This window comes from Ottowia sp. VDI28, assembly GCF_049532675.1.
Lineage (GTDB): Bacteria > Pseudomonadota > Gammaproteobacteria > Burkholderiales > Burkholderiaceae_C > Ottowia.
On record NZ_CP149820.1, the window covers coordinates 6,268,543 to 6,291,807 of the forward strand.

Genomic DNA, 23,265 nt, shown 5'->3' on the forward strand with positions numbered 1-23,265 from the left:
CAAGATGAGCGAAGCTGTTGTTTTGGAGACTTACCTGTTGTAGGCCGTTTCGCCGTGGCTGCTGATGTCCAGACCTTGGCGCTCTTGCTCTTCCGTGACGCGCAGACCGATCATCAGATCAACGATCTTGTAGGCCAGGAAAGACACCACGCCCGACCAGACGATGGTCATCAGCACGCTCTTGACCTGGATCCACACTTGCGATCCCATGGCAAAGGTGTCAGGCGTCAGGCCACCGGTGCCGCCCAGGCTTTGCGAAGCAAACACGCCCGTCAGGATCGCCCCGACGATACCGCCGACGCCGTGCACGCCGAAGACGTCGAACGAATCATCCACACGCAGCATGCGCTTCAGGCCGCTCACACCCCAGAGGCAGACGAACCCGGCCACGACGCCGATCACGATCGAACCCATGGGCCCGACGAAGCCGGCTGCGGGAGTCACCGCCACCAGACCAGCCACCGCACCCGAGGCGCCACCCAGCATCGAGGCCATACCTTTGTGCAGCGCCTCGCCCAGGCACCAGGCCAGGGTAGCAGCCGCCGTGGCCAGCACGGTGTTGACGAAAGCCAGACCAGCGTTGCCGTTGGCGGCACCGGCGGAACCGGCGTTGAAGCCGAACCAACCCACCCACAGAAGCGAAGCCCCCACCATGGTGAGCGTCAGCGAATGCGGCGTGAAGGCTTCCTTGCCGAAACCAACCCGTTTGCCCAGCATGTAGGCACCCACTAGGCCCGCGATACCGGCGTTGATGTGCACCACAGTACCACCCGCGAAATCAAGTGCGCCGTCTTTACCCAGCAACCCGCCGCCCCAGACCATGTGTGCGATCGGCAGGTAGCTGAAAGTGAACCACAGCGCCGAGAACAGCAGCACCGCGCCAAACTTGATGCGCTCGGCATAGGAGCCGACGATCAGCGCCACGGTAATGGCGGCGAAAGTACCCTGGAACGCGACGAACACGTACTCGGGGATGGTCGTGAGCGCGCCGAAGGTCTCTTGGGTCACGCCTTTGAGGAACAGCTTGTCGAAACCGCCGAAGAAGTTGCCTTCACCGCTGAAAGCCAGGCTGTAGCCGTAAATGGCCCAGAGCAGGCTGATCAGCGAGAAGATGACGAACACCTGCATCAGCACGCTCAGCATGTTCTTGCTGCGCGCGAGGCCACCATAGAACAGGGCCAGGCCCGGGATCGTCATCAGGATCACCAGCAGGGTCGAGGTCAACATCCAGGCGGTATCGCCTGAATCCACGTGGGGCGCCGGCGCAGCGGCCGGAGCAGTTGCGGGGGCTTCTCCGGCGGGGGCAGCGGCTGCAGGGGCTGCCGCTACCAGAGTGATTTCCACCGCACGAGCCTCGTCGGGGTTGCCCACCTTGACCGATTCCTCGGGCTTCTTCAGCTCGATGGCCGCCTCCGGCACGCCCGCGCTCTTGAGCGCATCACGTATCGCGAAAGCACGATTCTTGGCCAGCTCCGCGTTCGTCGCGGGGTCGCCCGACGTGTCGGTAAAGCCGGAAAGCAGCAGTTTGGCGCCACTGTTCGCGGCCACATACTCCGCGACTTTCTTGACAGCCTCCTGCCCCTCGGGGCCAACTTCGGTCTTGCCTGACTCGAACAGGACCTTGGCTGCGGGGAAATCCGCAGCCATCGCAGTAGCGCCGGCGAAAAAGGCGAACGCTAGAAGGAAAAGTGAAAAGATACGTTTCATGATGTTCTCGCTCCCTATGCTCACAGCGCCTCGGTGCCGGTCTCGCCAGTACGGATACGCACGACTTGTTCGATTTCAGTGACGAAGATTTTCCCGTCGCCGATCTTGCCGGTGCGCGCCGCCGTCTCGATGACTTCGATCGCGTTTTCCACGAGATCCGCGGCCACCGCGACGTCGATCTTCAATTTGGGGAGGAAATCCACCACATACTCGGCTCCCCGATAGAGTTCGGTATGCCCCTTTTGACGGCCGAAGCCTTTGACTTCAGTCACCGTGATGCCCTGCACGCCCAGGGCCGAGAGTGCTTCGCGCACCTCGTCGAGCTTGAAGGGCTTGATGATGGCGGTAATCATTTTCATGCTGCTTTCTCCTGGTTCATCGGACCTGGAAGCACTAAAGCAGAAGGCATGCCAACCCCGCCCCGGCTGACAAACAACGCGAAACACGTGCATCGCACCATAAAGGTGCATAAAACGGTGGCGCGCACCCCGTTTCAGGGCGCGCACGATCAAAACAGCCCCTACACTGGGCGCGGCCGCCCTGAGAGCATGTTCAAGAGCCCGGCTTGAACTGATCCTTCAGCCCCGCCCAGCAATCGGCGTAGGCAGTATCCAGCGCGGGGCTGTTCAAAGCGGCTGCAGTCGGGATGAACCGGTAGCGGCTCTCGAACATGAATGCCAGCGTGTTGTCGAGCTTCTGGGGCTTCAGATCCGCATGGCTGGCCTTGCCGAAGGCTTCCTCATCGGGGCCGTGCGGCACCATGGCGTTGTGCAGGCTCGCGCCGCCCGGCTTGAAGCCCCCCGGTTTGGCGTCGTACTCGCCATACACCAGCCCCATGAACTCGCTCATCACGTTGCGGTGGTACCAGGGCGGACGGAAAGTGTTTTCCATGACCAGCCAGCGCGGCGGGAAAATCACGAAATCACAGTTGGCGGTACCGGGCGTATCGCTGGGCGACGTCAGCACGGTGAAGATGGAAGGATCGGGGTGATCGAAGCTGATCGACCCGATGGTCATGAAATTGGCCGTGTCGTACTTCACCGGCGAAAGGTTGCCGTGCCACGCCACCACGTTGAAGGGTGAATGGCTGGTGGGTGCACGCCAGAAACGGCCCCCGAACTTCTTCACCAGCTCATAGGCGACTTCGCCCTCTTCCTCATAGGCCGCCACAGGCGCCTGAAAATCCCGCGCATTGGCCAGCCCGTTGGAGCCGATAGGCCCCAACTCCGGCAAGCGGAACTGCGCGCCGTAGTTCTCGCACAGGTAACCTCGCGAAGGACCATCTGGCAGGCCCACCTTGAACACCACCCCGCGCGGCATCAAGGCGATCTCGCCAGGTTTGACTTCCAGCACGCCCATCTCGCTGGTGATCACCAGGCGGCCTTGCTGCGGCACCAAGAGGATCTCGCCATCGGCGTTGACGAAGGCACGCCGCTCCATGGAACGGCCAGCCATATATATATGAGCTGCCACGCCATGCTGTGAATCGGCATCACCGTTCGCCACCATGGTGTGCACGCCGTCGATGAAATCGATGTCCGCCACATTCTCCGGCATCGGCACAGGATGCCAGCGCAGCGGCTCCGGGGGCACGGCCACTGCGCGGTCGCCGCCGGTGCGCCAGGTTTCCTGCGCATAGGGCTGATAGCGGCCCGCTACCACCGAAGGCTGCCGGCGATAGAACCAACTGCGGCGGTTCTCATGCCGGGGCGCCGTGAAGGCGGTGCCCGAGATCAATTCCGGGTATAGATCGAAGGGCGCCCGCTGCGGACTATTGCGACCCTGCGGCAACGCACCGGCCACGGCTTCCGTCGCGTATTCGTTGCCGAAGCCGCTCTGGTAGCGGCGTTGCGTGAGTGAGGAATCATTCATACCCCGAAGGATAGCTCGGGGACCGCGGTCGTCAAAACATTTTGGTCATCACTGCTGCTGGGGCATATGAGGCAAAGCGGCCAAGAGCGTTTTGGTGTAGTCGTTTCTGGGGTCATGGAACACCTGCTGTGTGTTGCCGTGTTCCACTATCTTGCCGTGATACATGACGATGATCTCATCGGCGAGAAGACGCACCAGGTTGAGGTCGTGGCTCACAAAAATGTAGGTCAAATCCAGTTCTTCACGCAGTTCCATCAATGTGCGTACGACATGAGCCTGCAGCGAAGCGTCCAGCGCGGAAGTCGGCTCATCGAGGATCATGAGCTTTGGAGTGAGGACGATGGCGCGCGCAATATCTACCCTGGCACGCTGGCCGCCCGACAACTCATGCGGAAAGCGGTTAAGCAGTTCAGCAGGCAAGCCCGTACGCATGGCGGCCTGCTCGACCAGTTCATCAATTCGAGCTTTCTCCGCAGCGGTTCCTAATCGCAAAACCGGATCGGCGATCGCGCGCCGGGCACGAAATCGCGGGTTCAGTGCAGCCAATGGGTCCTGAAACACCATTTGAATGTCCCGCCGAGCGGGTTGGCGGGCGAAAGTGGAACCCACAAGTGAACTGATGTTGACGCGATCCAGCAGCACCTCTCCGGAGGTTTGCCGTATCAAGCGGGCGATCATGCGCACCAGCGTCGATTTGCCAGAGCCAGACTCGCCGACCAATCCGATGACCTGCCCCTTCGCAGCCCTGAAAGTGACGTTCTGAACAGCCTGAAGTACTTGGCCGCGGCCCAGATCGAAATTCTTCGACAGGCCGTTAACCTCAAGAAAATCATGAGACATAGGGGTGGTGGCAGCTGACACTGTGAAGGGGAGCCATCGTTCGGCGAGGGGCGTCGACACGCAGGCAAGCATCCTCGACTCGCGAGCAGCGCTCGGCGAACCGGCAGGCAGGGAGATCGGCACGGCGCAGATCCGGCAGGCTGCCTCGCATGGGCTGCAGTTCATGGTGGCTACTCTTGCCTGAAGGCATCGCGGCCACCAGCATGCGGGTGTAAGGATGTGCCGGATTGCCAAGCACGCCTTGGGCCGCCCCCACCTCAAGAACCTGGCCGGCATGCATCACGACCACACGGTCACAGTGCTCCGCGGCCAACGCAAGATCGTGCGTAATGAAGAGACACGCCAGATGACGTTGCCGGCAAGCGCCAATCAGCAAGTTCATGACCTTCACCTGGGTAGTGACGTCCAGGGCAGATGTGGGTTCGTCGGCGATGATGAGCTGGGGCTCACACACAAGTGCAGCCACGATCATGATGCGCTGGCACATTCCGCCCGAGAGCTCGGCTGGATAGGCAGCCATGCGTTCTTCAGCGTGGGCAATGCCAAGCTGCACCATGACGTCCAGTATCTTCTTGCGTGCCTGAGCGCGGCTTGTGCGGCGCGGCGCGTGAGTCACCAGAATGTCCACCAGCGTATCGCCGACACGCCGGATGGGATTCAGGGCAGCCTTCGCGTTTTGGAAGATCATGGCAACGCGACGTCCCCGATAGCCGCGCAGCACACTTGGCGGCATTCCCAGAATGTCTTGGCCCGCCAAGTTCATGCGCTCGGCAGAGATCTCAGCATTTTCGCCAAGCAACCGCATGACTGCCATGCCGGTAATGGACTTGCCGGACCCAGACTCTCCGATCAGTGCGACACACTCACCAGGACCCACTTGCAAGCTGACCTTGTCGAGTGCGTGAAGGCGCCCAGCACTCGAGACGAAGTTCAAGCTCAGCTTCTGGATATCGAGCACCGAATCATCGCGGCGATCTTGATCTTCACTCATAACGTCCACCACCTTAGCTGCGGCGGCGCGGATCGATGATGTCGCGCAAGCCGTCTCCCAGCAGGGAGAAACAAAACACGGCGAGCACCAACGCACCCCCCGGGAAGACCACGGTCCACCACTGTCCAGCGATCATCAGGGCAGCGCCTTCCTGGATCATGACGCCCCATTCAGGAGTGGGAGGGCCCACACCCAGCCCGATAAAGGCGAGACTTGCCGTATTCAGGATAGCCCAACCGAGGTTGAGCGATATCTGCACGACGACTGGCGGCAGCGAGTTGGGCAAAATAAAACCAAGGATGACCTGAGAGGTTGAGTTGCCATTGATCAAAGCGGCTTCGACATAGCCGATCGTGCGTAGCGACACTGCCTGTGCGCGGGCTAGCCGAAAATAAAACGGGAAATTGATGATGGCGGTGGCAAGCACCACCGATTGCACCGAATTTCCGAACACGGCCACAAGAGCCATCGCCGCCACGAACAGAGGAAATGCCAACAATACGTCAACCACGCGCGACAGCACGGAATCAACGATGCCACCCAGGTATCCACAGAACGCACCCACGCAGACGCCTGCTGCCGCAGACACCATGACGGCCGACACCGCAATTGCAAAGTCCAGCCTTGTCGCCACAATGACGCGAGAAAAAATGTCGCGCCCAAGCTGATCTGTACCAAACCAATGCGCGGCGGTCGGGGCCTGCAGCACATTCGCCATGTTCGTGGTAAGTGGGTCATAGGGCACCAGAGCCGGGCCGATAGCTGCCGTCAGCAAAAGTAACCCCAAGAGAACGAAGGCAAATGCCGTCGTGACGTTCCTCCGGAGAAAGTACAACAACGCTTGGCGGGTCACGGCTTTATCCCTTGAGTTCATATCGAGGGTCAATCAGCGACGACACGATGTCAATCGCCAGCGTGAGCACCACGAACATGATGGCCACAATCAAGACAAACGCCTGTACAGGCGCATAGTCCAGTCCCACAAGCGCGTTGACGCCATAAGCGCCAATCCCTGGCCAACCGAACAGTTTTTCAATCATGACATTGGCGCCCACCATGGTTGAGATCACCATGGCCATCGTTGCCAGGACGGGCAGCATGGCGTTTGGCAGCGCATATTGAAGAGTGACGCGCCATGGTGCCAAGCCGTAGGCACGAGCAGCGCGCACATAATCACTGTCGAGCGCATCGATCATTCCGCCGCGCATCATGCGCATGAGAGGCGCTATTGCAAAGATAGCCATCGATGCCGCCGGAAGCAGCATTTTTGCCACTGCCTCACGCATCAACGCGAAATCGCCAGCGACAAGTGTGTCCACAAGATAGAAGCCAGTGACTCGCTCAGGCGGAAACGACCAACTTGACAGTCGCCCAACCGGCTCAGGAGAGGCCTCGAGCAAAAAATAGAATATGAAAATGAGGATGAGTCCAAAGAAAAAGCCAGGCATTGCAGCGGACACTGACGTAATGGCTCGTATGGCCTGATCAAGCAGGCTGTCGCGATACAACGCGGCCAAGATGCCCAGTGGCAAGGCAATGATCACTGACAGAGTGAACGCGAATGCAGCCAATTCAAGCGTCGCCGGCAGGCGCTCTGAGAAATCATGAATCACCGTCTGCCCCGTGCTCATGGAACGGCCAAGGTCCAATCGTGCGAGATGCTGGAGGTAAATCCAGAACTGTTCGACCATCGATTTATCCAGCCCCAATGCGGCGCGTACGGCTTTGATTTCATCTGGGCCCGCATTCGGCCCAGAGGCATACATTGCCGCCGGATCCCCCGGCAAAACGTGAATCAGCACGAAAGTGACCAACACCACTCCGAAGAGAATGGGCAAGGCCATGGAAATCCGGCGTCCGATCAGTACGAGGGTCTTGCTTGACATGTAGGGAAACTGGGTCTGTTAATTGCTGCCACGGCCCACAGGCCGTAGCTCCCGCTGCGGCCGGTCAAGCTCTGCTGAGGTGTCGCAACTCAAGCTGTCCGTGGAACATGTAGGTATAGCCGCGCAAGCTAGGCGAGACAATCGTGTCCTGGAAGGCGGACCACATCAGAATCAGCGGGACTTCATCACGTGCGATCTCGATCATCCGCTTGACTTTGGTGCCGTAGACCGAAGTGTTCGTCTCAAATCGAGTCTCGCTCGTCAGCCGGTTCATTTCCTCGTTCTTGAAATTGCCGTAGTTCCAGCGCGTGGACGAGGAGTAGTAGACGCGGAAGTAATAGTCCGGGCTCCGCAGCCAAGCCGTCCCCGTCGCCATATTGATCGGGATTTTGTGTTCCGCCTGAGCCGTTGCCATCTGACCGGAAGGCAAGGTTTCAATCTTCAATTTGACCCCGATCTTCCCCAATGACTCTTGCAACAATATGGCGGTGGGTTCAGCGGTTTTGGCTACCGAGCTATCAATCACGAAGGTGGTTGAAAACCCGCCAGCCATGCCGGCTTCGGCCAATAGAGCGCGCGCGCGCTCCAGGTCGTATGTGTAAGGCAGAGGTTGTGGGAACGCCAGAGGAAGTGCATCGTTCTTCCCGCCGAACATTGGAGCCCCTCGGCGGTAGAGGACCTTGTCGAAAATTTCCTGATAAGGCACTGCATGGGCAATGGCCTGACGGACCTTCTTGTTGTCGAATGGCGCCATCTGCGTGTTGAGGGCGATGAAGGTCACGGCACCCGGATTGGGAATACCTAGCAAGCGGATCTTCTCACGGCCTTTGAGATCTTCGATGTCGCGCCCGCTCAGACCACGGATGATGTCGGCTTCACCGCGCTCAGCCGCGGCGCGGCGCGATGCCGCGACAGGAACCACCTGCGCTGCAACTCTGGCATAGCCAGGCTTTGTTCCATTGGTCCACCCCTCATACCGCTCCAGCATGAAGCCTTGATCGGGTGCGAAGCGCACCAGCTTGAACGGCCCTCCAGCTGCGGTGTTGGTCTTCAGCCAGTTTTCAGCCCAGGGGTCGCTGGCAGTGGCTTGGGCCTTGCATACCTTTGAGTTCAGAATGGCGGGAAACAGGACACAAAGATCAGGCAAGGTGAATCGGTCCGCCTGCGGCACAGTGACGCGCAGGGTCATATCGTCGATCACCTGAAATTGTGAAGGGTCGGTCAGCGATCCGGTGGCCATCTGGGCTTTACCGGTAGTGACCGCAATCACCCGGTCGAGCGACCATTTCGCGTCGTGTGCAGTAACCGGAGTGCCGTCATGGAACTTCGCACCGCGACGCATGTGAAAGGTGAACTGACGTCCGTCCGGTGAAACTTCATACCGTTCCGCAGCCTGGCCCACAATCTTGTCATAGTCATAAATCATGGCGCCAGGCACGCCTTCAACTGGCTTTGTTCCGTACGTCACCAACCGATCGTATAGGTTCCAAGTGAGGTTGATAGATGCCTGGTTGTAGCCGGTGCCTGCCGGATCCAGTGTATTGGCGCTATCTTCAAGCAACACGCGCAATACGGAAGACGTCGCCGTTTGCGCGCTCGCAGTAGACAACCAAAGCCCGGCCATCGCAGCACCGGTTTGTGCGCTCAATTGCAGAAATTCGCGTTTCTTCACAGTTTTCCCCTTCGCTTGGTTGATGCTTGGTAGCGCTGCTATGCAGGCGCCTGCCCGTAACCACCGCCTCCGCAGGTCTCCACCCTCACAAGATCTCCACGATTGACGATGACATTCTGTTTGCCGCGCAGGAGTTCAATCGACCCATCGGCCCGCTCAAGCGTGACTTGGAACGTGGCCCCCGGCTCGCCTCCCTGCAAGCCGTAGGGCGGGATGATGGCCCGCTCATACATGGTGGTCAGCGACACCCGGTCCTGCAGCATGCGATAGTGCCGCAGCAGCCCATCTCCGCCGCGATATCGACCGCGGCCCCCTGAGCCACGCCGGATGCCCTGGACCTCGATCAGAAACGGATACTCGCTTTCCACTACTTCGGCCGGAGTGTTCATGACATTCGCGAGATGGCAGCGCACAGCTGACATGCCGTCGCGATCGGCTCGTGCACCTTCTCCGCCTCCATGCACTTCGTAAAAGGTCGCCCAGGAGCCGTCGGCTTTTTGAGCGCTGAAGATCAGAAGACCGGCCGTCGTGGGACCGCCTGCTGTGAGCAATGGCGCAGCAATGGATTCGAAGGCGCGGAACACCGCGTCGCAAACACGTTGGCTGGTTTCATGGTTGCCGCCGACTACTGGAAGCATTTGCTCGGGCTGAAACAATGAGCCTGGGCGAGTAATGACTTGAATAGGGCGGTAGCACCCGGCTGAAGGTTGAATATCGGCACCGAACAGGGATTTCATGACATAGAAAACACCTGCGCTGGCAATCACGGGGGTCGTATTAAGAGGCCCGGGAACGGCATCACCTGAGTCGGAAAAGTCGAATATGGCGGTTTCGTCTTCTATGGTGACCGAAACGCGTACAGGTACAGGTGCACCGGCATGCCCGTCGTCGTCCAGGTAGTCCTCTCCGTGGTACACCCCGTTAGGCACCGCGCGAATGGCATCTCGCATTTGACGCTCGGCGCGATCGTGAATGGCGTTGAACGAAGCTTCCAGAAATGGCGTCCCGTGGGCTTTGACCAACTCACCCAGCCGCCGGGCGGCCACCGTGGTCGCGGAGATCTGCGCAAGTATGTCGCCCCGGCGCTCTTCGGCGCCGCGTACGTTGCTCAGGATGAAGAGCATTTTTTCTTCGTCTATGGCGTCACCAGATACCAGACGCACAGGAGGGATGCGCAGGCCTTCCTGCCAACTATCGGTGGCACCTGCGTAGTAGCTGCCGGGCGCGGCTCCACCGATGTCCGCCCAGTGAGCGAGCGAGACCGCGAACGCATACAGTTTTGTGTCGTCAAACACCGGGCGAATCAGCTTGACGTCAGGCAGATGATTGCCGCCGATCTCCGGCAGGTTGAGGATCCAGACATCACCAGGCCTCAGTGCATCGAGACGCACGTGCCGCAGGAATTCCTTGACGGTGAAAGACAGTACGCCCAGATGTACGGGAACGTCCTTTCCTTGAGCCACGAGGTACCCGTGCGCATCGGTCAGGGCAGAGGAATGGTCCCCAGCCTCGCGCAGCAGCGGTGAACGCGCCGCGCGCATCACGACACTCGACATCTCTTCAGCGATAGCTGTCAAGCCGTTCCGGATCACTTCGAGAGAGACGGGATCGATTTTCATTGGGGCAACTCCACTTCGATATGCAGGTTCCCGTTCTGATCGGCCCGCAGGCGGTCTTGTGGCGGCACGATCACCGTTGACCATTCATCCTCAATCACCAAGGGGCCTTGCAGTAGCTCGTGAGGCCGTAGCTCGGATCGGTTGAGCACGCGCGTGTCCGCGCGGGTGCCGTTCTCGAATATCACGCGGCGAAACGTCGCTTGCTTCACATCTGCTCGCGGTGGGTGCTGGGCAGAAGCCTGGGAGGCACGTGCGGGCGCAGAAACTTCCGTGCGCACGGTGACCAGTTCCCAAGGCTCTTGGGTCGAATAGCCATAAAACTGTTCGTGGGCCTGAGTAAACTGGCGGCCGAGGGCCGTGGCATCGTCCAGCGCGGCGTCAAGGATGGATATTTCAGAGGACTGCCCTGAATACCTGATGCCAGCTGTGCGCGAGACAACCAGATCCGCACGCTGGTAGCCCGCTTTCACCAGAGGCTGGGCAAGCTCTTCGGCCTCTGCGACGAGCAGAGCGGCCAACCGATCGCCGTCCCAGTCACGGGAGCGCATGTCCACCGTGAATTGGCGTGAGAAATTCATGGTGGCGTCCACACATCCCAATGCGGAGAACCCGGACGAGAACATGGGGACGATGATCTTCCGAATGCCGCACAGGCGCGCCACTTCCGCAGCATGCATGGGGCCTGCGCCTCCAAATGCCACCAGATCGAAGTCTCGGATGTCGACGCCGCGCTCGACCGTGGCTCGACGCAAACAGCGCGCCATGGTCGCGTGCACCACGCGGGCGATGCCAAGGGCAGCGTCAACCGTGCTGAATTCCAACGCGCGTGCAAGTTCGGCGATAGCCTGCTCTGCTTTCTCTGGCGCGATGCGGACGGAACCGCCCAGGGTGCGAGCAGGGTTCAGATAGCCCAACAACACATCGCTGTCAGCCACGGTGGGCAGGACACCACCTTTACCATAGCAAGCGGGCCCAGGCGATGACCCGGCGGATTGAGGTCCGACTTCGAGCGCTCCAGATACCAAGCGCGCAATGGAGCCACCGCCTGCTCCGATCGAGTCGACGGCAACCATGGGGAGCCGAATTTTTTGTCCTCCCAGATCCCGGTTGGCGGCGATATCGGCCCTGCCTTCAACGATGAGACACACATCAGTTGTGGTGCCACCCATGTCAAAAGTGAGGGCATTGCGCATATCCAAGTCACGCGCTACCTGGCAGGCAGCGGCCACCCCTGCGGCTGGACCTGACATCGCCAACATCAAAGGTCGCTCGCCAATAAGCTCGGGCGTTGCCATGCCAGAGGCTGAATGCATCATGAAGATGCGGCTTTCTGCAGGTCTTCTTTCATCGATCTTGCCCAGATGGCTCTTGATCTTCGCCAACATCATCGCGTTCAGTACCGTCGACGACATCCGCTCGAATTCCCTGATCTCTGGCGAGATCTCATGGCTCAGCGATACATACGGGAAGACTGCCCGCAATCTGGCGCCCAGCTCGATTTCATGAACCGGGTTGCGAAACGCGTGAACGAGGCACACGGCCACCGTATCTACGCCACTGGCCTTGATTTCAGCGATGACGTGCTCGATCTGTTCCTCGGTGAGCGGGCTTTGAACAGATGCGTCGGCGAGCACCCGTTCATTGACCTCAAAGCGCAACTCGCGCGGCACCAGGGGACGCGCTTTGGGTTCGAGGTCTAGACGGTAGAGATGGCGCCGCGACAACCGCCCCACCTCGATGGTGTCTCCGTAGCCTTTCGTCGTGACGATCGCGCACGGCCGGAACTTGTTCTCGACGATGTCGTTGGTAACGATGGTCGTTCCATGGACTATTTCATGCACCTGCTCCCAGTCCAGCCCGACGGCAGCGATGGATTCGGTGATGGCCTCGATCGGCAGGTTGGGCTTGGACGGTACTTTGGCCGAACAGCGCTGCGTCCCGTCTGGCGACACGGCGACGACGTCTGTGAAGGTGCCGCCGATGTCAATGCCAAGGCGCCAACCGGATTGCGCTTGCGATGGTGCATTCATATGAGCTCTTAATTTCCGAAAAACGGAAATCTATTGCGAAATTCGATAGTTAATTTCCTAATGCTGAACTAAACTATGATTTTTCGCAACCCTAAATTTACCTAGGGGTGCTTTCCACACACCGATTTGATTGGAGTCCCACGCGATGTCGAGTCTTCTAGTCACTACGCTTACTACCAATGACTCTGATCCCGTCTTTGTGACGGGCGGGCAGGGATGCTGGTACTTCCTGTCAAACGGCCGGAAAGTACTTGATGGATCGAATACAGCCGGTGCGCTGGGGCACCGTCATCCGGACATGGTGGAAGCCATACAGCGCGCAGCCTCGCATCCGACCGTGTCGGAGGGCTGGGCTTGGAAAGGCCGTGAACAAGCAGCGCAAGATCTTCTGGAAGTATCTTTCGGCACTGAGCAATCCTGGGTAGGAGCGGTCCGCTTCGGGTTATCGGGGTCTGAAATCAACGATATGGCTTTGTCGCTCTGTCAAGTGCTGACGGGGCGCACGCCGATTGCGACACGGGAGAGGGCCTACCATGGCCTGACGGGCCTGTCACGTGCGGTCACTACACAGCCGCAATGGCATGGCGGGCTATCCCGGGCTGACGGACGTGTCATGCCAGCGCCAACGATCGACGAGGTCCGTGTGCTTTCCGCGCCAACCGTGTCGCGCTATGGGGAGCGCGTTGCGGCTCTGGCGCAGATGGATGAGGACGGCATGGCAGCCTCCCTCGAGGGAACGGCCGCCGTCATCATTGACTACACGCAAGGGGGTATCTACCACCATGCGACTTATCAAGATCAGGTGGCCCGTGCAGCAAAACGAGCAGGCGCATTGTGGATCGCGGACGAAGTCGTCACGGGCGCAGGCCGCTCCGGCCGCTGGTTTGCATTTCAGGGAGGACAAAGCCGGCCTGATATGGTCACCATGGGTAAGGGTCTTGCGGGCGGAGTCGGACCGATTGGAGCAGTGGTACTGTCCAAAGAACTTTGCTCAGAGTTGAAGGGCGCTGCATGGCAAAACTATTCCACCTTCCGTGGCCACCCTACTGCCATGGAGGGAGTCAGCGCGTACCTGAGAACGATCGTGCGCGATCGTCTGCTTGAGCGTGTTTCTGCGCTAGAGCCGCAAATCGCAGCGCGCCTGATACAACTGGCTGAACGCCATCCGTCGGTTGCCCGTGTCGATGGCCGAGGACTGCATTGGACCCTCGAATTTCGCGGCAACCACTGGAAGAACTGGACGGCCGCCACCGCGCAAGTACCGATCGCCTCACACGCAGTGAAGGCCGCGCTGGATGCGGGTGTCGTGTTTGGTACATCGGGCGAAGAAACGTCACTTTTCATTGCCCCGGCACTTATTATTTCTGACTCCGAACTGGAGCTGCTCTTCCAGGGGTTGGATCATGCATTGGGTGCCGCAGACAGTATCTATGCGGCGCAAGCGTAACCTGTCAACCGACCATCCACCCACTCTAGAAAGACCTGAGATGTCCGATCAAACCCCTGCTGTACGCTCCGTGCTCCAAGACTACTTCGACGCGCTTTACGACGGCGACGTCGAAAAATTCGCCAGAGTTTTTCACCCTGCCTGCCGCCTGTTTACCGTGGCGGAAGGGGGCGTCATGACACTGGATTACGACGCGTATCTCAAGCGTGTCGGGGGCGCCCCTCGCCACGTTCGAGGGGCGACGCGCGCGAAGATGAGATCCTGTCGCTCACCATCTCAGCGCCTACGCTTGCCCATGCCCGCGTGAAAGACTGCTATCTGCCCGGCCATTACATTAACGAGCTGACTATGCTCAAGGTCGATGGAAGCTGGCGGATCGCGGCTAAAGTCTGGCACGCCGCCGCTTGAGCTTAGACTGCGACAAACGGGGCAACTGCAAGCACATGAAGCAATGAAAACATGACAACGGCTGCGATTACGTTCGACGACAGCCCGCTCGGGCGGGCGTTTCGCTTGTTAGAAGTGCTTGCCTCGCACCCCGAGGGGGTGACCTTGTCTGAAGTCGCGCGGGAAAGCGGCTTGGCCGTTCCTACCGCGCACCGCCAATTGGCGTCGCTCGCCAGTTGCCGGATAGTCCGCAAAACAGAGAGCAAGACATTCGTGCCCGGAGAGGCACTATGGCGAATCATCTCATTGTTCACGAACGGTGCAGACATCGTTCAGCCAGCAGTCGCCATTTTGACTGAGCTGGCAGACCGATTCGGTGAAACCGCTTTTCTGGCCCGCCTGAATGGCCACGATGTCGAAATCATGACGACATGCACACCGACCGCCGTTGGCAAGGCCTACGCGCAGCCGGGACGCGGCATGCCGTTATATGCAGCGGCTTCAGGCAAGGTACTGCTCGCATCGCAAAGCGATGAATTCATCGACGGCTATATGGCGCTGCCTCGGCATGCTTTTACGCCCCACACGCAAATCGATGAAGCAAGTATCCGCGCAGAAATTGCCCGGGTACGCGAACGCCGTATCGCCATCTGCGAAAACGAGTTTGATCCGGACATCTTGAGCTATGCGACGGCAGTCGTCGACCCGCGTACCAACGTCGTTTATGCGATAGCGATTTTTGGGATGACGGAGCGTTTTGGGATCATTCCTCGCGCCAATGTCGAAACACAGGTGATCTATGCCGCGCAGCGGCTGTCAACCGCACTGAGCAGGCCCGACTGATTCAAGGCTCGCGTAGTCGTTGCCCAAGCCACTCCGCTAGTGGCATAGCGTACTTAAGGAATCATTCATACCGCAAAGGGCAGTTTGGAGGCTGCTTCGCCGAAATATAATACCTTTGTATTAATTATTTCAAAAAAGCAGCATGGGTCTATGTCTCGTCGCCAGCCGCGCGCTGATGGGGTTGGCTGCGCCGCAGGTGACGGTGGAAGTGCACCTGGCCAATGGCCTGCCCAGCTTCACGCTGGTGGGGCTGGCCGATGTGGAGGTCAAGGAAGCGCGGGAACGCGTGCGCAGCGCACTGCAGAACAGCGGCCTGGAGTTCCCGCACAATCAGCGCATCACCGTGAACCTGGCGCCGGCCGATCTGCCCAAGGATTCGGGCCGCTTCGATCTGCCGATCGCGCTGGGCATCCTGGCCGCCAGCGGCCAGATAGACGGTGCCCGCCTCGAGGGCTGGGAGTTCGCGGGCGAGCTATCGCTTTCAGGCGAGTTGCGGCCCGTGCGCGGGGCGCTCGCGATGGGCGTGGCGCTGCACCGGCAGGGCATCAACACGCAACTGGTGCTGCCACCTGGCAGCGCCGAAGAGGCGGCCCTGGTTCCCGGCATGGCGGTTTACCGCGCGCGCCATCTCCTGGATGTGGTGGCGCAGTTTCTACCCGCCTCAGCCGATCGGCCTGATATGAAAGAAGACTGGGCCCCAGTCGTACCAGCGGCTCGACCCAGTGCGCCGCCTTACCCTGACCTGGCCGACGTCAAAGGCCATGCCGCAGCCAAACGCGCGCTTGAGATCGCCGCCGCGGGCGCGCACTCATTGCTGATGATGGGACCTCCCGGCACGGGCAAGTCCATGCTCGCGCAGCGTTTTGCCGGCTTGCTGCCTCCCATGGAAGTGGGTGAAGCCTTGCAAAGCGCCGCGATCGCCAGCCTGGGCGGCAGCTTCACACTGGATCGCTGGGGCCAAAGGCCCACACGTGCGCCCCATCACTCGGCCAGCGCAGTGGCCCTGGTAGGTGGTGGCTCACCTCCACGCCCTGGCGAAATCTCCCTGGCCCACGAAGGCGTGCTGTTCCTGGACGAGCTGCCGGAGTTTCCGCGTGCCGCGCTGGAAGCTTTGCGTGAACCGCTGGAGTGCGGCCACATCACCATTTCGCGCGCGGCGCAGCGCGCCGATTTCCCGGCGCGTTTCCAACTCATCGCGGCCATGAATCCCTGCCCTTGCGGTTACCTGGGCTCACGCGCGCGCGCATGCCGCTGCACGCCCGACCAGGTGTCGCGCTACCAGGGCAAACTCTCCGGCCCGCTGATTGACCGCATCGACTTGCATGTGGAAGTCAATGCACTCTCGGCCGATGAATTGCTCACGGCCCCGCCAAGCGAAACCAGTGCCGCGCTGCGTGAGCGCTGCACCCTCGCGCGCGAAAAAGCGTTGGCCCGCCAAGGCCACGCCAATCAAGCCCTGCAAGGGCAATCGATCGACCAGCATGTGAAGCTGGCACCTCAAGCGGCCAGCTTCCTGACATCGGCCGCCGCCCGGCTGGGCTGGAGCGCCCGCGCCACCCACCGTGCCATGAAAGTAGCACGCACCGTCGCGGATCTGGAGGGGTGTGAAGAGGTGGGTGTCGGCCATGTCGCGGAGGCCGTGCAGTACCGGAGGGGATTGCAGACGCGCGCTTGAACGGTCCCCCCATTTGTCGACCACCGCTCGACAGGTAATAATGCCGCAGACAGTGCCTCCATCAGTCCCATTCGCACGAGCACGGGGGAGGCGATGCCTTGGTTGATTTCGATGCTCGAGACCTGTTTTGAATTTCCTCGATTACGACCCCGACGATATCGATGTTCGGATCTCCGAACTGCTGGTAGCAACGAACGACGCGACTGACCCGCTCGTTCATCCCAACGTGACGGAAGCCTTGTCCCTGTGCCGCGAGCATCTGGACATGGACGTGGTGTTCGTCTCCCAGTTCCGGCACAACCGCCGCACGTTCAGAGTGGTGGAAACCAAGCCCGGCGGTGTCACCGTGGTGAAGGCGGGGCAATCGGATCCGGTGGAAGAAAGCTGGTGCCACCATGTGGTGACCGGCCGCCTGCCGCAGCTCATGACCGATGCCCGGCCGTTCATCAAGCGAGGCGAAGCGCCTGCCACGCCGATCCGCATCGGTACGCATCTCAGCACGCCCATTCTCCTGAAAGATGGCAGTGTCTATGGCACGCTCTGTTGTTTCAGCCACGAGGTGGATGAACAGATCGGCGACAAGGATCTGCACCGGCTGAGGGCCATGGCACGCGTGCTGGCGCAAAAGCTGGATGCCTCGGCAGCCAGTGAACTTCAACTGCAGCCCCTGGAGCCGCCGAAGCGCCCCGCGTGAGTGAATATGTCAGCCTGATGGCAAATCCTTTCACATAGCCGTCACCTCCGATTGCAACACTCTCCGGTTTCCTGGAGAGAGGTTGTATGCAAAATCCCAAGCTGCTGGCGGCCATGGCCGCCTTGTTGTCATTTCCTGTTCACACTGCCCTCGCCGCTGATCCGGCCGGCACACGATCCGCATCGGTTCAACGAGTCTCTGCAAAATCCCTGCAGATCAAGGCAGACGCCGTGGCCGCGGTCTATGTGGATCAATCGTTTTCAAATCCTGCCGCCACGGGCCTGCCCAGCGGCTGGCGCACGCCGGCCTGGAACAAGGGCACCGTGAGCATCGAGCCCGCCACGGGCAACCTGATCATCGACGGCCGCGCCGACTCCTACAACATGACGGCGGCGATCCTGCCTGCCGATCTGGAAGGGCTCTCGAACTATCGCGTCGACGTGGAGTTCACGATGGATGCCGCCAACGATACGGGGCGGTGGATGAGTGTGATGTACCGGACCTCGCCTGCAAGCGGCACGATCGCCCACGAGCCCTATCATCAGTTCGCCCTTCGCCAGAATGCTGCGGCATCCAACGGTACCGAGTTCGCCTATCGCAACGGCGGCAGCTGGTCGGTGCAGAGCACCAAGGCATTCACCGAAACGCTCAGCAGCACCAAGACGTACAGGGCTACCGTGATCGTGTACGGCAACCGCGTGCGCCAGTACCTCAATGACGTACTGCTGCATGATGCCACGACCATGACCGGCCTTGAAAAGGGTGGCGTGGGTCTGCAAACCGCTGGCGCCAAGATGCGCGTCAAGAGCATCAAGGTCACCCAGCAGCTCACGCCCCTGCCCGAGTTCGATATGCCGGTCGCCGTGCAGGATACCGGCACCGCCGCATCGATGGCGCCCACGCTGGTGCAGAGCATGTCCACACTCGCCGCCCAGAGCGATGGTTCGAGCAATTCGCTGTTCACCCTGGACAGCTCGCTCAATCTCACCGGCGCTGGCGGCCAGAGCCTCGGGACTTTGAGGGATGTGTTTTCACAGACCACGCGCGTGACCGTGCCGGTCGTGCGCATCAAGGACCAGGCCACCGTCGATGCCCTGCGTGCATTCTCCAACGACGTGCATGCGCTCTCCGACATCACGTTCCTCTCCGACAACGTGCAGGTGCTGAGCTACGCCCGCCAGCAGCTTCCCGCCATTCGCACGGCGGTTGACTTCTCGGCGAGCGCTTTGTCCAACGACACCGCATCGTTGCTCAAGATCAGTGGCGACACCAACCGCGCGGGCGCCAAGATTGCCCTGCTGCCCGCGAATCTGATCCAGCGTGAATTCGTGGCGCATCTGCAGCGCCTGTTGATCACCGTCTGGGCCTCATCCGATGCAAGTAGCGCCGAGCAGGCGGCCCAAGTGCTGACCACGGGCGTGAACGGCGTGCTGGCCGCCAATAGCGCCGTGTTCGCCGAAGTCATGCGCAAACTGCCTGCCAACACACTGCTGCGTAAACCGCTGGTGGTCGGCCATCGCGGCATGCCTGCGGGCGGCGAGAACGATGAAAACACGCTGGAAGGCTCTCGGGCTGCGGTCGCCTCCGGCGCCGATGCGGTAGAGAACGACATCTACATCACCACCGACGGCCATCTGGTCATCATGCACGACAGCACGGTCGACCGCACCACCAACGGCACGGGCGCCATCGAAAGCATGAGCTTGGCGCAGGTGAAAGCCCTGCGGACCAAGACCAAGAACTGGCAGGTCCCCACGCTGCGCGAATATTTCCAGGCTTTCAAGAACAAGCCGATCACGCACTTCATCGAGATCAAGAGCGGCACGCCCTCGGTGGTCACGCAGCTGAAAAAGGAAATCGCCGAAGAAGGCGTCGCCGAGCAGTCGATTGCGATCTCTTTCGACACCGCTCAGATGAAACGCAGCACCAGCGAGATTCCCGAGTTGGCGCTGGGCTTCCTGGGAGGCTCGGCCGATTCGGGCGCCGTACTGAACGATGTGCGCAACGTGCTCAATGCGACGCAGGGGAACAACTCCACATTCAACCCCTCCTATGGCGGCCTCAAGCGCGAAACCATGGAAGCGGCCAAGCACCGCGGCACGACCTTCTGGCCCTGGACGCTCAATACGGCCGCTGACTTCTACAAATACTATAGCTGGGGCACCAACGGCATCACCACCGACTACGCCAAATGGGCTTCGGACTTCCCCGTCGAGATTGCCGCGGCGGAACTGCCGGCCGCCATCGCCCTGAACGAGCCCGTTTCCCTGGATGTGAATCTCACCACGCAAATCGGCGAGAAGCTGGCCACGCGCGCCAATGAACTGGTGCTGCTCGGCGGCACGGCCACCGCTGGCACACCGAGCAACGGCACGGTGACCTTCACCAGCGCGGGAACGGCCGTGGTGCTGCCGGGCTACCGCTACAAGATGGGCGACGGCACCTACAGCTATGTCATTGTCTCGAAACCCGTGACCCTGTTTGTCGGCGGCAGCACGGGCAGCGTGACCGGCATTCCCAACTCGGCCACCGGGGGCGAAGTCGCCTGCAGCGGTGCCGTGCCTGGGCAAACCAGCGCGTGCGCGGTCACGCCCAAGCCGGGCTACCAGCTCGTGGATTTGTCGGCGGGCAGTGATTGCCCCGTGGGCAGCTGGAACATGGATCGCACGGTCTACACCACGGGCGTCCTGACCGGCAACTGCACCGTACAGTTCGACTTCGCGGCGGCTCCGGCAGAAGCCTCGCTCGGCGCCGTGGGCAAGGAGGGTTCGGTTCAAGCCCAGGTCAGTGGCGGAGGCACCGGTCTGTGGGCTTTCGATGCGAGCCAAGCGCTGGAGGTCTCTGCCGCCAGCGGCGCGCCATCGAACATGAGCTTCCCGTTCGGCCTGGCAGGCTTTACGCTCAGCGGTGGCGAAGCAGGCAGCCAGGCGACCGTGGAGCTGACCTACCCGCAAACGCTGCCCACCGGCGCCAAGTACTACAAATTCGGCAAAACAGCCGACAACACGCAGGACCACTGGTATGAATACCCCAATGCCACGATCAGCGGCAACAAGGTGGTGCTGACCTTAACGGACGGTACGACCGGTGACGATGACCTGGCCGCCAACGGTGTGATCCGTGATCCGGGTGGCATTGCGGTACTGGCAGATGCGCCAGCCACCACGCTGACCCCCGTGCCCACCCTGGGGCATGGCGCACTGGCATTGCTCTCGGGCGGCCTGGGCTTGCTGGCTTGGCGCCGGAAGCGCCAAGGCGCTGCCCGTGGTGTGCTTAAGACGTAAGCTTTCACGAAGGGCACTGGCTCAGCAGCGTGGCACCAGCACCGCTTTTATGCTTGCTTCTGCGCAACCGCCCCGAAAAGGGGTGTTCGCGCAGGCCCACCGCACCACTCCGGTGCGAAAACGTGGATCTGGTAACCAAACCCGCTTGCCTGAAACACCTTCGGCTCTGTGGTCTCTCAGTTGGCATGCTCCCTGCTTATGCACTTCCGGGAGCGTTTTCAACCTTTGGGAGCAAGCATGATTGACGCACGCATCAAACTGCATCACCTGGGCCTTGGCCTGACATTGTTGGCCGCCGCGATCGGCGCTTCGGCCCAAACGGCCGCACCTGCAGCCGAAGCCCCGGCGGCCGCGGCCGAACCCGCCAGCTCGCTGGCGTTCAACGCCGCGCTGACCAGCGACTACCGCTACCGCGGCATCTCGCAAAGCCGGCTCAACCCCGCCATCTCGGCCGGCGCGGACTACACCCATGCGAGCGGCTTTTACGTGGGCACCTGGCTCACCTCGATCCGCTGGATCAAGGATGCAGGGGGCGATGCGCCCATGGAATGGGACGTCTACGGCGGCTACAAAGGTACCGTGGGCCCGCTCGGCTATGACGTCGGTGTGCTGCGCTACCAGTATCCCAACCATGAACTGGCGATCAGCCCCAACACCACCGAGCTTTACGGCGCGCTGACCTGGCAAATGGTCACGGTGAAGTATTCCCACTCCGTGACCAACCTGTTCGGCTTCGATAACAGCAAGAACAGCGGCTACCTGGATGTTTCGGCCAGCTTCGATCTGGGTAACGGCTGGTCGGTCGTACCGCACGTGGGCCACCAGTGGATCAAGAACAACAACGATGCGGCGTACACCGACTACTCCGTCACGCTGAACAAGGATTTCGGCAATGGCTTCTCCGCCAGCGCCGCGCTCGTGGGCACCGACGCCAAGAAGGAACTCTATGCCACCCCTTCTGGCAAGTTCACCGGCCGCAACGGCGTGGTGGTGGGCGTCAAGTACACGTTCTGATCTCCGGTAGTCTGAATTTCCGGGCCGGGTGATCCCCCGGCCCCGAAGGGCGGCGCCAGCGCGCTGATGTCCCAAGGCGCGCGCCCATCGCGCGCAGCCTTCTCCATCCGACCTCCATCCGAATTCCGCTAGGAGAAATTCCCCCATTCTCCTTTCCCGCCGTGGCCAGGCGCCTGCCACGATCGGAGCGAATCGCACCGGATAGGAGACATCAATGACCACGCCCCTCAACAGGCGGACAGCCTTGCACCGCATGTCCTGCGGCGCCGCCGCCGCGCTCGGCTGGAACGCGGCTTCCCTGGCACAGGCCCAGGGCACCTGGCCAAGGCAACCGGTAAAGGTGGTAGTGCCCTTCGCGGCGGGCGGCTCGACAGATGTCTTCGCACGCCTGCTGGCACGTCATTTCACAGAGGTGGTCGGCCATCCCTTTGTCGTTGACAACCGCCCGGGCGCCAATGGCAATCTTGGCGCCTCGCAGGTAGCGGCCGCCCTGCCCGATGGACACACCCTGCTGCTATCGACGACAGGCCCGCTGTCCATCAACAAGCTGCTGTACCGCAACATGCCCTACGATCCGGTGACGGCTTTCACACCGATCGCGCTGCTGGCGGATCTTCCGTTGGTATTGGCGGCACACCCCTCCGTGCCGGCCAAGGATCTCACACAGCTCATCGCCTGGCTGAAAGCCCGTCCTGGCGACGTTTCCTACTCCACCGCAGGCAACGGTTCGATGGGCCATCTGGCTGCGGAGCTGGTACAGCGCGCCACCGGCACCTCCATGATCCATGTGCCCTACAAGGGCTCCGCAGGCGCGCTCAACGACTTGATCGCGGGCGTGGTGAAACTCAGCTTCGACCTGGTGCCGACCTACCTGCAGCAAATCGAAGCCGGCAAGATCCGCGCACTCGCGGTACTGGGCACGCGGCGCGTCTCGACCCTGCCTGGCGTGCCGACCCTGCTGGAATCGGGCATCAAGGCCAGTGCCGTCGGCTGGAACGGGCTGGTCGGCCCCAAGGGGCTTCCCGCGTCTATCGTGGCAATTCTGAACAAGGCCACCAACGAGTTTCTCGCCAGCACCGAGGGGCGGGCCCAGCTGCAGACCTTCTCGATGCAACCGATTGGTGGTAAACCGGAAGCGTTGTCGGCCTTTGTCCGATCGGAGATGGACAAATGGCGCCCCATCGTGGAGCCGCTCGCCTCCACCATCATGCAATAAGAACGTGTTTACGATCTCCTCGCGGGTCCGTTGCGCCCGAAAAACCGCGTCTGCCGCGTTAAAAATCCTCGCGATACCACGAGGTATC

General features: G+C 60.9%; 17 protein-coding genes and 1 pseudogene. 8 read left to right on the forward strand and 10 right to left on the reverse strand.

The genetic code is table 11. From position 1 onward, the window contains the following. Positions 1–30: 30 nt before the first annotated feature. From amt to WJU18_RS29835, 10 genes are all read right to left on the reverse strand, one after another. Complete coding sequence (gene amt / locus WJU18_RS29790) at positions 31–1,707, reverse strand: ammonium transporter (RefSeq protein ID WP_423457901.1); 1,677 nt, start codon at positions 1,705–1,707, stop codon at positions 31–33. A gap of 20 nt (positions 1,708–1,727) precedes the next feature. Beyond that, positions 1,728–2,066, reverse strand: a complete 339-nt coding sequence (gene glnK / locus WJU18_RS29795) for a P-II family nitrogen regulator (protein WP_423457902.1) — start codon at positions 2,064–2,066, stop codon at positions 1,728–1,730. A gap of 193 nt (positions 2,067–2,259) precedes the next feature. After that, entirely contained in the window at positions 2,260–3,579 is a 1,320-nt protein-coding gene (gene hmgA / locus WJU18_RS29800; RefSeq protein WP_423457903.1) for a homogentisate 1,2-dioxygenase, read from the reverse strand. Between the two features lie 48 nt (positions 3,580–3,627). Beyond that, positions 3,628–4,491 carry an ABC transporter ATP-binding protein gene (locus WJU18_RS29805; RefSeq protein ID WP_423457904.1) on the reverse strand — a complete coding sequence of 288 codons (864 nt, stop codon included), beginning with the start codon at positions 4,489–4,491 and terminating at the stop codon, positions 3,628–3,630. Continuing rightward, positions 4,409–5,410 carry an ABC transporter ATP-binding protein gene (locus WJU18_RS29810; protein ID WP_423457905.1) on the reverse strand — a complete coding sequence of 334 codons (1,002 nt, stop codon included), beginning with the start codon at positions 5,408–5,410 and terminating at the stop codon, positions 4,409–4,411. The genes WJU18_RS29805 and WJU18_RS29810 overlap by 83 nt, the downstream gene beginning before the upstream one ends. A gap of 13 nt (positions 5,411–5,423) precedes the next feature. After that, a complete protein-coding gene (locus WJU18_RS29815) occupies positions 5,424–6,263 on the reverse strand; it encodes an ABC transporter permease (RefSeq protein ID WP_423457906.1) in 840 nt (279 codons plus the stop codon). A gap of 4 nt (positions 6,264–6,267) precedes the next feature. Then, positions 6,268–7,296, reverse strand: a complete 1,029-nt coding sequence (locus tag WJU18_RS29820; protein ID WP_423457907.1) for an ABC transporter permease — start codon at positions 7,294–7,296, stop codon at positions 6,268–6,270. 64 nt (positions 7,297–7,360) lie between these two features. Further along, entirely contained in the window at positions 7,361–8,968 is a 1,608-nt protein-coding gene (locus WJU18_RS29825) for an ABC transporter substrate-binding protein (RefSeq protein ID WP_423457908.1), read from the reverse strand. A 38-nt stretch (positions 8,969–9,006) separates the two neighbouring features. Beyond that, the gene (locus WJU18_RS29830; protein ID WP_423457909.1) at positions 9,007–10,587 is read right to left on the reverse strand and encodes a hydantoinase B/oxoprolinase family protein; all 1,581 of its coding nucleotides are present in this window, start codon (positions 10,585–10,587) and stop codon (positions 9,007–9,009) included. Beyond that, on the reverse strand, positions 10,584–12,617 hold the full coding sequence (locus WJU18_RS29835) for a hydantoinase/oxoprolinase family protein (RefSeq protein WP_423457910.1): 2,034 nt from the start codon (positions 12,615–12,617) through the stop codon (positions 10,584–10,586). Before WJU18_RS29835 ends, WJU18_RS29830 begins: the two co-directional genes overlap by 4 nt. A gap of 145 nt (positions 12,618–12,762) precedes the next feature. Here WJU18_RS29835 and WJU18_RS29840 point away from each other — a divergent pair, with 145 nt between their 5' ends. The 8 genes and pseudogenes from WJU18_RS29840 to WJU18_RS29875 all read left to right on the forward strand — a co-directional run bounded on the left by WJU18_RS29840 (position 12,763) and on the right by WJU18_RS29875 (position 23,177). Continuing rightward, positions 12,763–14,064 carry an aspartate aminotransferase family protein gene (locus WJU18_RS29840; protein ID WP_423457911.1) on the forward strand — a complete coding sequence of 434 codons (1,302 nt, stop codon included), beginning with the start codon at positions 12,763–12,765 and terminating at the stop codon, positions 14,062–14,064. 40 nt (positions 14,065–14,104) lie between these two features. Continuing rightward, positions 14,105–14,472 (forward strand): annotated as a pseudogene (locus tag WJU18_RS29845) (nuclear transport factor 2 family protein). A gap of 51 nt (positions 14,473–14,523) precedes the next feature. Further along, positions 14,524–15,294 (forward strand): IclR family transcriptional regulator, encoded by a 771-nt coding sequence (locus tag WJU18_RS29850; RefSeq protein ID WP_423457912.1) that lies wholly within the window; start codon positions 14,524–14,526, stop codon positions 15,292–15,294. Positions 15,295–15,436: 142 nt separating this feature from the next. Next, positions 15,437–16,969 carry a YifB family Mg chelatase-like AAA ATPase gene (locus WJU18_RS29855; protein ID WP_423457913.1) on the forward strand — a complete coding sequence of 511 codons (1,533 nt, stop codon included), beginning with the start codon at positions 15,437–15,439 and terminating at the stop codon, positions 16,967–16,969. Between the two features lie 127 nt (positions 16,970–17,096). After that, complete coding sequence (locus WJU18_RS29860) at positions 17,097–17,663, forward strand: GAF domain-containing protein (protein WP_423457914.1); 567 nt, start codon at positions 17,097–17,099, stop codon at positions 17,661–17,663. Positions 17,664–17,749: 86 nt separating this feature from the next. Further along, the gene (locus WJU18_RS29865) at positions 17,750–20,947 is read left to right on the forward strand and encodes an IPTL-CTERM sorting domain-containing protein (protein ID WP_423457915.1); all 3,198 of its coding nucleotides are present in this window, start codon (positions 17,750–17,752) and stop codon (positions 20,945–20,947) included. 237 nt (positions 20,948–21,184) lie between these two features. Further along, the gene (locus WJU18_RS29870) at positions 21,185–21,961 is read left to right on the forward strand and encodes a TorF family putative porin (RefSeq protein WP_423457916.1); all 777 of its coding nucleotides are present in this window, start codon (positions 21,185–21,187) and stop codon (positions 21,959–21,961) included. Positions 21,962–22,175: 214 nt separating this feature from the next. Further along, entirely contained in the window at positions 22,176–23,177 is a 1,002-nt protein-coding gene (locus WJU18_RS29875) for a Bug family tripartite tricarboxylate transporter substrate binding protein (protein ID WP_423457917.1), read from the forward strand. Positions 23,178–23,265: the final 88 nt, after the last annotated feature.